Below are 13,092 nucleotides of genomic sequence, written 5' to 3'. Positions count from 1 at the left end.
ACACAGTATCTTAGAGCATTTCAGCTACGCCGAGAGCTGTTTCGGAAACCCGGCCGAGATGCTCTCAAATACGCTGTTCGAGCAACTCTGTGAAATCAACAATGTGCTACGGATGAGCGAAGCTTATTTTTGGGATAACCCATGTATCAACACCCCCCTTTGCGAATGGAACCCAATCGGGAGAGTTGACCTCCCAAAAAGACCGAAGAAACCGATCATCGTAGCCTGTTGAGAGTCCTTGCTTAATCGTTCCTAGGCTTTCGACATCGCTTGTGTCTTCATAGGATGCATCAAATACTACATCAGAGTCGTATAGCGACCTAAGCTCTGTTGGAACCCAGTATGAAAGCGGTGCACCCGGGATTTGCTTGAATTCGGACGTATCACGTTCAAACCGGCGTTGAATACCGTCGTTATCGTCAAACCCAAAGCTTGCTTTTATAAATTGTTGCTCTTTAGATTCTTTCTCAATATCATGTAGTCGAATAAATGTCCCCTTATCACTTCCGCTTTGACTAGTCTGCACAACCGTTCCGACTGTACCAACCGTGGCGTTATCTAATATGTCGTATCCGAATTCGGCTAGGAAATCAAACTGGCCGGCTTCTCCGGCGAAATCACGTCGGAAATCTTCAAATGCTCGATTGAATATAAATGTCCACGGAACGAGCATACCGACACGACCGCCATCATACGTTAAACTATCACACGTTTCAAAGAAACTAATGTAGTACTCAGGAGTGTAGGCAAGATTCTCTCTAATGTACTCTTGCACGTCATCGGGCATTCTCCCGCGGGATCCGTACGGCGGATTCATCAGTGCCACATCATACTCTTGGCTCAACACCACCAGTAGATTCAGGAAGCTCCTGAGGTTCTGTTCGCCGAACGAATCTGATGAACGCTCGTCGACTTCCTCCCGGAGTGCCTTTAGGAACGAGTTCAGCGATTGGTGCGTCCCGTCGCCCCAGTCCGAGAGGCCAGTCTGCCCGCTTTCGAACACCTCCTCAAGCGTCCCGCTCACGTCGAGCAGGCTTCCGAGCGCCTCCGTGTGCTGGAACGTGTCGATGATCTCGCCCAGCGCCTCGCGCAGATCAGACCCTTCGCCGGTGATTTCGTCCAGTACTTCTGCGCCTTCCTCGACTTCTGCCACGCGGGCGTCCGCACAGACGATGTCGACGCTGGGCATCTCGAACTGGCCGTCTTCCTCCTCGGTGCGGGTTCGAGCCTTTAAGTAGAGATTGAACGCTGAAAGCTGACACGAGCGCAGGTCGATGTCGACGCCGTAGAGGTTGTGCTCTAGCACCTTCGCCGGGATCTCGGCGCGGTCGAGATCGGTTTCGGCCCACCAGATGCGCTCCAGCACGTCGAATGCGTACAGGAGGAAGTGCCCACTCCCGCAAGCGGGGTCGATGACCCGCAGTTCCGACGGATGGTCGAACTCCGGTGCGTCGCCAGCCTCCTCGTCCGGGATGAGGTACGTACAGAGTTCGGGAACGGACGGGCTGTCCTCCGGCGTGACTAAACGTTCCTTGCGCTCCTCGGGGCTGAGTGCGTCCAGCTCCGGTACTTCCGGCTCCTGTCCCGTGGCTTCGAGATAGAGTTTGCCGAGCGAGTTGTCGGTGAGCATCCGGACGACCCAATGGGGCGTGTAGAACTGGTTCGCCGGCCCCACGTCCTCCGGTTCGAGCGTGTTCTTCGCGTCGAGCGCCTCGACAACGGGACGGTTGTAGTACTCGTAGACCCACCCCAGCACGTCGTCGGCCCGCCAGACTTCGTCGGGGACCTCGTCCAGCATTCCGCAGAGATCTTCGTAGGTGTCGTCGTCGGGGTCGATCAGGCTGTAGGCGGTCGAGCGGTCGAAGAGGATCTCTATTTCATCAGCGAGGGCGTCGCATTCGTTCCGATAGGCTTCGAGGACGGCTTCCTCCTCCAGCATGAATTCCTCAGTAACCAACCGGTCAGCGGCCGGCGTGAGGCCGTCGTCGCGGAACGACGTGACTTCGTCGTCGATGAAGTCCCGAACCTCCATACAACGGAGCGCCGCCAGACGGTTGACGATAGTGTAGCCGACGCCCGTGATATACTGCTCGTGAGCGGCCTCCCAATCGTGGCCATCGGCGGCTTCGAGTTCGATAGCCTCGACCAGGTTTTCCTGCGTCTCGCTCAGGGACGCGTCGCCGTCCTCGCGAGCGGCAGCGAGGGAGGACTCGTCGGCGCTTGCTCCGACGGTGTCCGGCTTCTCGTCGAGGCCGTACTCGTCTTCGAGCTGGTAGCGAACGTTCGCCTCGACCCGGTCGCGCATCTCGGTGACGACGGCTTCGAGATGCTCGCGTTCTTCCTTGTCGAGCTGGGCCTTGCGGGGGTGGGTAGATTGTCCGTCCATACGAGAATCCGTGATGTTTCAAGCAGAGCCATTGCGATGTCTTGAAGATTGTCCCTCGATCTCTCGGACGGCGGTTAGATTAGCACTCGGTGATAGGCCGACGGGGGTAACCCCCCACGAAGCATTTATGCCAAAATGTGGAAGCTGAGGTATGGTTGATGACTTCGCCGGTCCTCGAAAGCTTCGGTACTTCCTGTATCTACTGTTGATAGCCGTCTTCGGTGCCGTGATATCGAAGATACTTGCGGACTTCTACGGGATCGAGTTTCTCGAACCAATCTTCTGGTGGTTCGTAGAGAACCCGATGGCGCTCTTTGAGCTTGCAGGGTTCTTCTCGATCGTCGCGCTAATCCTTATTGTGCTGATGAAAGCTCTGGAAATGGCCGAGAATAGCGGATTCTAACTGCCACAGCACAGCATTCTAAGCGTCTTCCGTGAACAGAAAGCCGACACAGCGAAAGCCGACCCAGTGTTGGGTCAAGGTTCTAAAAGAATGGGAATGCAGCCTCTGCTGTCCCTATCTCACTCAGTAGTCTCGTCGAGTATCTCCCGACCCTGAGATTCAAGCGCGTCAAAATCGATCTTCTGATTCGGGTTACAGGTAATTCGCACTCCGCTCCGACCACTACCCCGCATATCCCCTTTGACTGCAACCGATTCAGCATCGATCCCGAGTGCATCCGCAATCTCCGCAGCGTCTAGCGACGCCGTATTGACGTCGTACAGGTCGATGTGGAACAGCGTCCGCTTCGTCCGGATCGCGATGCGACGTTTTCGGCCCTTGTTGAACGCGACGTAGTGCTTCTGCCCCCACTCCGGCCCGTTGAGGAACTCCAGTTCCTGCAGTGCAGATGTGACATCTTCCAGCAAACCGGCTGTTTCCTCGTTTGAACGCTCGTTGAGGTGCCAACTCTGCCCGTCATCCTTCCACGGCTCGTCAGAGGTGTCTGGACTCACGTCCGTCACGGTGTGCTCCGGCGTCGGGATTGTCTGCTCTGCATCAAGATACAGCCGGTCGCCGTCCTTGAGGAGTTGGAACTCGATGACGGAGATGTCGATCGATCTGTCGCTGAGCCACCGGAGCACGATGTCCAGCCGCTCGCGGACGGACTCACCGACGAAGACGATTCGCTGATCCTGATTAAGCGTGTAGTCCTCGTTGCAGAACTCGTCGAGTACCTCGGTGAACGTGGTTTCCTCTTCGTAGAGCGTCCGACCCCATGACGTCGACTTGAACTTCTCGAACTGGTCGCGGAGTTTGGAGTAATCCCAGTGCGAGGTGTAGGCGGCGTACTTGAGCCCCTGAAAATCGACTTTTGGCTTCAACGCGCCTCGTTTGAGTTCGATGGCGACTACATTAGCGTCCCGGTCGATGGCGAGAAGATCGATGCCGTCCCCGATTTGCTTCACCGAGACCTCCCGACCGATGAGTCGAAAATCCTCTCCGAGGATGCTCTCGGGACTATTGATGATCCACTCTCGGAGGTCATCCTCACGAAACCCCTCGTCTTTCAGGGAGACTGTCTCTAATGTGGAAACGTCTTCTTCGTCTCCGACTCTAAGCATGATGTCGAGATAGTATCACAGACGCATGATAATCCTTTGGAGCCACCAGTAAACGATGAGTGCGATTTCGGACAAGCACGTCGTTTCAACCGTGATAACGTCTCTATGTTGCGTAATTACGAATTGAACATAAATGAGTTCGGTGTTTTGCAACACCGGGGCGTCAGTCGAGCGACTGGATCAACACGACAGCGCCATCCGGTAGGTCATCCATCGTCTCCTGAATCCGCCGCAACTGCTCGTCCACGCCCGCAAGCACCTGTTCAGCTTCTTCGATCAGTTCCCCCACCCGTTCCTCACTCGGCGAGCGGGTACCCGCTGCTGCATCGACAATCTCGTCGGTGATGTCGTGGTCGGGGTGCTCGGACTGCAGGTCCGCGGCGAGTTCCGCGAGCCGCTCGTCGACCGTGAACGGGTTCTCCGCCGCATCGAGGAGTTGCTCTACATCGTCGACACTCGGCGGCTGCGACCGACTGAGCATCTCGCTCACGTCGGCCGTGACTGGGTGATTCGGATGGTCTTCGGCGAGTCGTTTCGACGCGTCGCGGAGTTGCGACCAGAGCGAGGCCTCGCCACCGGATGCTTCGAGGAGCCGCCGTGCCCGCTCGTACCGCTTGGCCTGCTGGACGACCGTCGGGTCGACGAGGGCTTCCTCGGAGAACGAGTCACCCCGCCACGCCGTCTCGAAGAGATCGTAGAGGTCGTCGATGGTTACGCCGTCGAATTCGACGGCGACGCGGTCGGCAATTTCCTTACTGCTCCCATCGTGAGCGTAGAGCCACGTCGCGAGACTGGACACCACGCTCTCGGGCTCCTCGTCCGTCGGCGGTCCGCCCGTGATGCGTTCGTACTGCGCACGGACGACGGTACGCCTGTGCGTGTCAGCTTCTTCGAGTAGTGCTCGAAGCCGGTCGGCATCTGGCACTTCGTCCCCGCCGATGACTGCTTGCATCTCCCCCGTAATGTCCGGACCGGGGTAGCGCCGCTTCATCTCCACTGTCCGCTGGCTGAACTGCTCCCAGAGGGACTGGCCGTCTTCGCTCGGCTGGAAGAGCCCGCTGGCCCGAGCGAACCGCTCGGACTGCCGTTCGACCGTCTCGGACGCGAACGCATCCGTTTCGAGCGATCCGCCCCCGAGTGCAGGCTGGAGCGCCGTTTCGAGTTCGTCCAGCGAAGCGCCGTCGCCGAACTCCCTGCTGACGCCTCGCAGGACGCGTTTCACCAGCACGCTGTTCTCGTCACCCCACTCGGCTAACGCGGAGAGCCACGCGTCGGGGTCGGTCCCGTCCGGCTCCTCGCCGATCAGCGTCTCGACGGTGTCCCGAATCTGCTCTGGATCGATCTTGCCTATCGACTCGAAGCGGATCTGTACCTCGGTCAGGTTCGTCTTGTTTCTGACCGCTCGGCCGATCTCCTCCGGTTCGGTAATGTACTCGTCGTCCCGCCGGAGTGCGATCTCGTTGGCCGTTGCGAGCGTGATCAGCAGTGCCGAGATCGACTCCTGGGGCGTCCCGCGATACGCGCCGCCACGCTGGACAGTCTGGGTAAGCACGTCTTCCGCACGAAGCGACTGGGTGTCCGCGTACTCGTCGAGGAATTCCTGACACCGGCCGTCGGCGAGTTCGGCGCGGTCTGTATCTACCCCGAGCGTGACAGCGTCCTCGCTCGTGAGCGGCCAGTCGGCGACACCGCGGAAGAACTGTGCCATCCGCTTGGCGTCGTCGACTTCCGTGATACCGTTCGTCAGGACGAACCGCGTTCCGCTGAACACGGACTGAACTTCCGTTTGAACGACCTGCTCGAATGCGTCCTCGTACCGCCCTCTCGTCCCGCCCGTCCGGACGTAGACGTCCGCTTCTTCGAGCTGCTCGCGAATCGTCGATTCGAGTGCCCGCTGTTCGTCGCGGTGATCGGACTCCAGGTCCGGATACGTGTCCGTCTCTTCCGAGAGCACTTCCTGCATCCCCATCACGTCCCGCAGGCGGTCGATTGTCGATTGCTGTAAACTGACGGCGACGAGGATATGCTCACCACCGTCACACCCCTCGTTTGTTGCCTGCCACGCAGCAACCTGGTCGCTGATCTCGGCGTCGCGGTTCGCGACCAGCCGAACACGAACAGCGTCGAACTCCGGCGTCGGTGCTTGCTCGATCGGATCCAGGACGGAGTAGCCGAACCGGAGCGGGACTTTGCGCTCTCCCTGGAAATCCACCTCGTGTCGACTGCCAGCAGAGAGCAGGCGATCGCTTCCCTCTCGGATGGAGTTCTCCAACTTGGCCGACAGCCGATGCGACGGAATCTGCTGTGCGCGAGTCTTCGCCCGCGTCAGGATGTCCTCCTGTTCCTCGGAGACCAGCAGGTACTCCTCGTCGCCGCGGTCGTTCGTCTCCGTCAGTACTTTCCGATCCTTGAGGAGGGCAGACAGCGCCGATTCGACATCGTCCCGGACGGACTCGAACGACTCGTCGGTCGACGTGACCATCAGTCGGGCGAGGTTCGCCGGCGTCGACGGCACCGCGGACCGAACCTGATTCAGCAGGTACAGCGCCTTTGCCACCCGAACTGAGAACGCGTTCTCGTCGCCGCCGGCCGATGGGACGAGTTTGTTCTCGACCATCTCCTGTACCCAGAGCGGGACGTACGTCGTCTCCTCGACCAGCAGGTCGTACAGTTCGTCCCATGTGACGAGAGCACCGACCCGCTTGTCGCCCCACTCGAACCGCGTGAACAGCGAGCGGACGAGGATGAGCAACGCCCGACCCTGCACGTACTCCTCTTCAGTCACGCGTCCACGCGGCATCAGTTGCTGAATCACCGTCCGGAGCAACCCGAGGTCGTACTCCCGGAACGGGTACGACTCGACCGCGTCCGGATCGGCCCCGGCGATATCTGTGTATGCGTCGAGTGTCAGGTCGGGCATCTCCCGGAGCGCGGTCTCGACGGCCTGTCCGCCCTCGACATCCTTCTGCAGCCACCGTTTCCGAACGATGATTTCGGTGTCGGCACCCTCCAACGGTTCCTGGGCACCGTACCACGGTTGCTCCGTGACTTCCGTATCGTCGAACTCGCCGTGGATACGCTCGATCGGATACTGTCCAGTCCCGATGACCGGGGGATTGGGCCCGACGCCGAGCTCGGTCAGCGCTTCCATCGTCTCCTGGAACTCCCTGTAGCGATGGCGGCCATCGCCGATGAACAGCGCCACCTCGTCGAGCCCGATCAGCAACTCCGTCTCGGTCTCCGGCGTGCTCACCGACGCTTGCGCCGCTTCGACGCGGTCGACGAGCTCCTCGGGATCGAACTCGTCGGGATCGACCTCCGCGATGGCGTCGTCGATCGACTGCTTGACCTCCGCCCGAGACGCGAACGGTGAGTCATCGAGCGTCGGAACGGCGTCGTAGAGCCAGCTCCGTAGCGACGCCCGCTCGTCGTACACATCCTCGAACGTCTGTCCGTCGTGCTCGACTTGCTGTAGCCGCTCCCAGCAGTCACCGTGGTTCATGTCGAGCTGCCACGCCCACTCGAGCAGCCAGTTCGGATCAGTCGGATAGCCGAGTTCGCGGCCGATCGCCTCGTAGATGAGATACGGGAGCGGCGGCTCCTGTGCTGCGTCCCGGTTGAGGAGGTTCAGGAACACGGGTTTCAGCCGGTCGACGTGCGAGTCAGCGACGCTCTGTCGGAACGACTGGAACCCCGGCCACCTGTTCGCCAGCTCTTCGCCGAGGTCGGTGAACTCCGATTCGGTATCGGCGGCGAACCCGATGAGTTTCAGGAGGTGTGTCTTCCCCGACCCGAACGTCGCGGAGATGTAGAGGAAACGCGGTTGCTCGTGTGGATACTTGTCGACGAGGTCCCCCAGCGTGGTGAGCACGTCGCGAGCGCTGTCGGTCTCGTAGAACTCGCGGACGTCGTTTTCGGCCTGCGCTCTGGCGTTTACCTTCTGGACCTCTTCGAGTTCGCGAGTCGGTGATTGCTGGAAGATGTCGTGAATATGTGTGTCGCTCATTGGAGATGCACCCCCTCAACCCGGCCTTCGATCTGGTGGGCCGGGTAGTAGTTACGCGATTCCTCGCCGAAGAAACTCAGCTTCCCACCGACGATATCTCCGGGGAACGGAATACCGATAGTGGACTGGACGTTGCGACGGTCGAGTTCGTCGAGGAGCTCCGACGCACGCGTGAACGAGTAGAGGCTGCCGAGATGCGTGAGGAGAACGACGTGTCGCTGCTCGCCCGGTGCCTCGATCCTATCGAGCATAATCCCGACCAGTTCTGCCGCTAGCCGGTCTTGCATCGTCTCGGTGATCGTCGCTGGTTGGCTGTGCTTCCCGAGGTCAACTGCGAGTTCGAAGACTTCTGTTTCGACGAACGCCTCGTCTAACCGGAGGATCTGGACGGTCCCGTCGTCCGGGAACTCCTCGGTTCGATGCGGGTTCGTCGCCCACTCGGTGAGCCGTTCGGCGACGCGTCGCTCGTACTTCGGCTGGACGGGAACGATGACGAACGGGTTTCGGATGCCCCGTCGCCCGTCGGCGAACTGTGCGACCCGGTCCGTGAAGTCCCGGAAGGGACGGTTGGTCGTCATCGGATGACCACCCCCGTCTCAGTCCGTTCGACACTGAGGTCGTGGTGTTCGACGAGCCGTTCCAGTTCGGAGTCAAGCGATCCGCGATCCGACGGGAGCACCCCGATCGCCGTGACGTCCGCGGGAGACTGCTCCCCAACGAGTGTCTGTAGCTCTTCGAACGTCGCTCGTAACTCGCCGATGTCGCTACCGGTAACCACGGCGAGAGGGTCGCTGTCGAGGAGTGTGTTCGTCGCTCGAATGAAGTCGTCAGCTTCGGCGTTGGTCGTTCCGCCAGTCACCGTCGACACTGCGTTCGAGACGTCAGCGTACCACGATGCGGCGCGGCGGAGCGGTGTGATGTATTCACTCTCGAAAGCCGGCCGAACGTTCGATTCGAACTCGCTCAGGGGCTGGATCCACGGATGCGCCTGTAACTCGTCGACGAACGCATCGACCCCGGTTTCTTCTCGGAACGAGTCCCACGCGGTCCCGATCGCGTCGTCGAGCGCTGGTGCGGTGGTTTGGGCGTCGTTGAACCGATCCCACCCATCGTGTGTCCACCACTCGCCCCCGTAGCCGTCGATACTCCCACGGAGCGTCTGGCTGGCCGTGTCACACTCCTCGGTCAGCCAGTCGTACGACTGCTGGGCGAGCGTTAGCTGCGCGTCGATTCGTGTGAGCGCGGGCAGGCGCAAACTCCACACCTCCTCGGCGTCGTCGTACCATCCCTGTGCGTCGTTGGTTGCTTCGACGACTGCCGCCCAGTCGGTATCGCGTGACTTGACGGCCTCTCTTCGGTCGATAGCGCTCTGCTGCTCGGCTTCGAGCGCCTCCGCGAACGACTCGATGAGGGTGCGAACGGCGCGCGTTTGGATGTCACTCTCGGCGACCAGTGTGACGTCTTCTACGAGACTCCCGAGTCGGCCCGCGAGCGTGTCGTTCGCGGACTGGAGCCTGACGATTCCGTCCGGTATGGTCTCCGTCGAGTCGATGAAGCCGCCCTCGCGGAGAATCCCTCGGACACCGCCACTCCCCGAAATCTTGAGACGCGTCGTCGTCAGTTTGTTCAGGTCGATGACGGCGTCGAGTTCGAGGGAGTCGCCCGTTTCGTCGACGGGCAGGAAGTCCCCCTTCCGGCAGAGCCCCCAGATAATCGCACACAGCGCGGGGCGAGCGTCCTCGTAGATCGGCTTCTTCTTCACGATGCCGTCGAGGATCGTCGCCATCGCGAGGTTCCCGCCGCGTTGCTTCAACTGTCGGCCGGTGAAGGCGCGTACGTTGTTCTGGATCGACCCGCCGTGCGTTTCGGGGTCTTCCGTCGCGACATCGATCTGCCGGGCCCACGCAGGGAGCGGGTCCTGGGCGGAGAGCCCCCGGAGCTCCTGTAAGTGTTCGTCGCCGACCTGCAACATTACGGGATGGAAGTCGTCGGGATAGGTGACGTCGAGATACTCCTCGACTCCCGAGCCCATGCCCCCGATCTGATCGCCGCGATCCTTGACGTCGAATGCCCCACTCTTGAGAGCCCCGACGAGCTTGCTCTGAACGCGAGCCGCGCGATCGGAGAGATCCCGTTCGACAGACTGTGGGAGCGTGTGGTCTCCGACGGCATCTCTGAGCGACCACCACTCGACGAGGCTATCTCGGAGGTCGTCGAGCCCGTCTTGACCGATCGTCCATTCGAGCGGGTCGCCGTCGTGGTCGACGTCTGTCGCCGCAGGTGAAATACCTCTGACGGCGACCTCGACATCGAGTGCGTCCGCAGCGTCGACGGTCGTATCGAGTTCTATCCCGTCGATACTGAACCCGTAGCGAACGGGGTACTGCTCGCCAGTCTCTCCGTACTCGGCCGACGTCGGGAGCGAGAGGTCGCGCACGATGTCCTCCCAGAGATACCCGTCCACGGCTTCGATGATGGACTGCCAGTCCGGGTTGTCGAGGTTCCGCTCTGCGGCTTCGATGATCTCGCGCTCTTCCGGATGCGTGAACGCGTACTTCGGCCCGGTTTCGTCGTGCGTCGGACGGATGAATTTCCGAAGCCGCTGGAGCGAGTCCTCGACGCGGTTCTCCATCTGGAACTGAGTCGGGCCGTCGAGGTCGCTCAACACGGCGACTGCGAGATTCCGCTCGGACATCGGAATCGTGTCCGGGATGTGCTGGAGGAGCAACACGGCCTTCGCGACAGCCACGTCGATCTCCTCCAGTTCGCCTGCCTCGTGTTGTTCCTCGATCTCCTCGATGACTCCCACGTCCTGTGGCGTAATGTCATCGAGTTCCGGCTCGATGAGGTCGTAGAAGTCGACAAGCGAAATGACGTGAGTCTCGTCGCCGGCCTCTAGCCACTCTTGCAGGAGGCCGTGAACGAGGGCCAGAATCGCCCGTGCGGTTCCCGAGAAAATCGACTTCGCCGGATCGTGGGCCTCCTGCCGGAGGTTCGAGAGAATTTCGAGAAACAGCGGTGGCTGATACGGGAGGAACGGATAGAACTCGATGAGACGCTCGCGATCGATGTTGTCGAGCGGCGGTTCGGTGTTCTGTTCGATACCGGAGTACACGAGCAGTGTCTCGGGCTCGTTGCTGGTACGGTCGAGGACGCGCTCCGTGTCCTCCCTCCCGGCTTCCGACTTTTTGAGTAGCCGTTGCGTCGATATTTCGCCGACGTGTCGGCTCGGCAGGCCAAACCGATGCGGGAACCGGTCCTTGACGATGCTGAAGTCGGCCCCGCGAGCCGCGAACTGCGGCTGGACGTCCTCGATTTTGGCCTGTGCTGTCGCCACCAGTTGGATGTCGCCGTCGCCGGTCTCGTCGACGCTCTCCGCGAGCGTCTGCAACTCGGTGAGGCGGTCGAAATCCGTCCCGATGAAGAGACTGACCTCGTCGAGCAACAGCACGAGTTTGACCGGGCGGCCGAGTTCCGATTCGCGATCGCTCCGCAACTGTTCGAGGCGCTCGACCATCGCCTGCGGGTCGAGATCCGACGGCATCAGGTCGTCTAGACCATCCGCCGTGCCGGTCTCCTGCTCGAAGAGTGTCGGGAGAACGGCATCGGCTAGAGCGTTGTACTGCTGCACGTCCTCCCAGTTGTACTTCTCGGGGCTGTCAACCGTACCCCGGAGTGCCGTGTGGGTGTTGGCGGTCCGGTCGTCCCACGCGTCGGTCGTCCGGTACCAGTCCTCGAAGAAGGCAACGTCGAGTTGCGAGGAGAGCCCTCCCTCTGCACCAGTGAGTCGTTCCGATGTGTGGGCGCTTCGGAGGACGATCTCGCTGAAGCTCAGTTTCTTCTGGCCCTGATGCTTCAGGAGGTTCACCGAGACCGGAATGACCTCGTATTCCTCGTGAATCGATGACCACGTTGACTCGAGCGTCTCTAGCGACCGACCGTCGGGTAGCCGTTCCCAGACATCGTCTCGCTGTCGCAGCCATTCGCTGTCAAGAAGTCCGCGGAGCACGCTGAGGAGGTGGCTCTTTCCGCTCCCGTAGTACCCGTAGAGCCAGTAGTTCGCGCCCGACCGCATATCCTCGGACCGACCGAGTAGCCGCGAGAAGAAGTCGGATATGAACTCCTCGGACTCCTCCGTTACGTGGTAGGTGTCGATCGATTCCAGCCGATGATCCCGACCGTCGTCTTCGCGGTCGATGCGCACGGACTCCTCGAAATCGCTCCCGACGTCGGCAGCGAACCAGCCCTCGTCCGTCACACTTCGCCCTCCCACGGTTCAGCCCAGCCGTACGTGTCATCGACCGGCTGGAGCCGCAACTCACCGTGAATCCCGCTCCCTTCCCAGTTCGGATCGTCGCTCACGCGTTCGGCCAGGGCGTCCCAGTACTGGTCCGACTGGAAGAGGTAGAGCCAGCCGGTCGGCTGGGAGAGCCAGTCGTCGCCGTGGATCTCCCACGAGTAGCCTGATGCGACGAGTAACGGCGTCGACCCGAGGTTTGGGATCTGTCCCTGCAAGGTCTGTTGTGTGTCGAGAACACCGATATCGCGCAGCACCGACCGGAGCCCCTCTCCCCACCGGCGCGTCGTCGATTCAGCATAGTCAAACTCGCTCCCGTCCTCGTAATGGAACTCGCTCAGGAGGCGCTCTATCGTCTCCTGCTCGAAGCCCAGCCCGTCGACACCGGACTCCTGCAGGCGGTCGACGTATCGATGCACCGTGTACTTCACGAGGGGGTCGTCTTCCAGCAAATAGAAATACAACACCTGCGCTTTGTCACGCACCGTCTCACACCGGTCGAGTACAGAGGGGAGCTGGACAATAGAGGGAAGTTCGCTGCCAGCGGTCTTGAACCGCGAACTGAGAGCTCGGTAAATGCCCTTCGAACTCCCACGCGTGCTGCGCTCGTCGAATCGCTCTTCGATCCACTTCTCTTCGACAACCGTCCAGTCCCGATGGTGGGCGTACAGTCGAGCGAGCGTCTCCGCTCTGTCAACGAGAAGCCCGCATCTAGTAAGAACCATCGTCACTTCGTCGTCAGAAAATGTCGAGTCGAGCGACGGTAGAGAAACACCCCTCCCGTCGGTGCGGAGAGTCATATATCATCTCGAACCGGCCACACCACTTAGTTGATAG

Annotated in this window: 6 protein-coding genes and 2 pseudogenes; 2 read left to right on the top strand and 6 right to left on the bottom strand. The window is 60.7% G+C overall.

The genetic code is table 11. The features are described 5' to 3' along the window. Positions 1 to 93: pseudogene (locus tag VI234_RS18395) on the top strand (IS1595 family transposase); the annotation flags it as partial. Positions 94 to 124: 31 nt separating this feature from the next. Here VI234_RS18395 and pglX read toward each other — a convergent pair. Continuing rightward, positions 125 to 2,386: pseudogene (pglX, locus tag VI234_RS18390) on the bottom strand (BREX-5 system adenine-specific DNA-methyltransferase PglX); the annotation flags it as partial. 151 nt (positions 2,387 to 2,537) lie between these two features. Between pglX and VI234_RS18385 the strand changes: the two are divergent. Further along, positions 2,538 to 2,789: a hypothetical protein gene (locus tag VI234_RS18385; RefSeq protein ID WP_336330859.1), complete on the top strand. Its 252-nt coding sequence runs from the start codon at positions 2,538 to 2,540 to the stop codon at positions 2,787 to 2,789. A gap of 119 nt (positions 2,790 to 2,908) precedes the next feature. Here the strand turns inward: VI234_RS18385 and VI234_RS18380 are convergent, their stop codons facing one another. From VI234_RS18380 to VI234_RS18360, 5 genes are all read right to left on the bottom strand, one after another. Next, on the bottom strand, positions 2,909 to 3,952 hold the full coding sequence (locus VI234_RS18380) for a hypothetical protein (RefSeq protein ID WP_336330858.1): 1,044 nt from the start codon (positions 3,950 to 3,952) through the stop codon (positions 2,909 to 2,911). A gap of 163 nt (positions 3,953 to 4,115) precedes the next feature. Continuing rightward, complete coding sequence (locus VI234_RS18375) at positions 4,116 to 7,958, bottom strand: hypothetical protein (RefSeq protein ID WP_336330857.1); 3,843 nt, start codon at positions 7,956 to 7,958, stop codon at positions 4,116 to 4,118. Further along, positions 7,955 to 8,536, bottom strand: a complete 582-nt coding sequence (locus VI234_RS18370) for a BREX protein BrxB domain-containing protein (protein WP_336330856.1) — start codon at positions 8,534 to 8,536, stop codon at positions 7,955 to 7,957. The genes VI234_RS18375 and VI234_RS18370 overlap by 4 nt, the downstream gene beginning before the upstream one ends. Beyond that, on the bottom strand, positions 8,533 to 12,216 hold the full coding sequence (locus VI234_RS18365) for a hypothetical protein (RefSeq protein ID WP_008308279.1): 3,684 nt from the start codon (positions 12,214 to 12,216) through the stop codon (positions 8,533 to 8,535). Before VI234_RS18365 ends, VI234_RS18370 begins: the two co-directional genes overlap by 4 nt. After that, entirely contained in the window at positions 12,213 to 13,055 is an 843-nt protein-coding gene (locus VI234_RS18360) for a DUF1819 family protein (RefSeq protein ID WP_151148302.1), read from the bottom strand. Before VI234_RS18360 ends, VI234_RS18365 begins: the two co-directional genes overlap by 4 nt. Positions 13,056 to 13,092 lie beyond the last annotated feature (37 nt).

Source organism: Haloarcula sp. CGMCC 1.2071 (genome assembly GCF_037078445.1).
Classification (GTDB): Archaea; Halobacteriota; Halobacteria; order Halobacteriales; family Haloarculaceae; genus Haloarcula; species Haloarcula amylolytica.
This window is presented reverse-complemented; position numbering and strand designations above follow the sequence as displayed.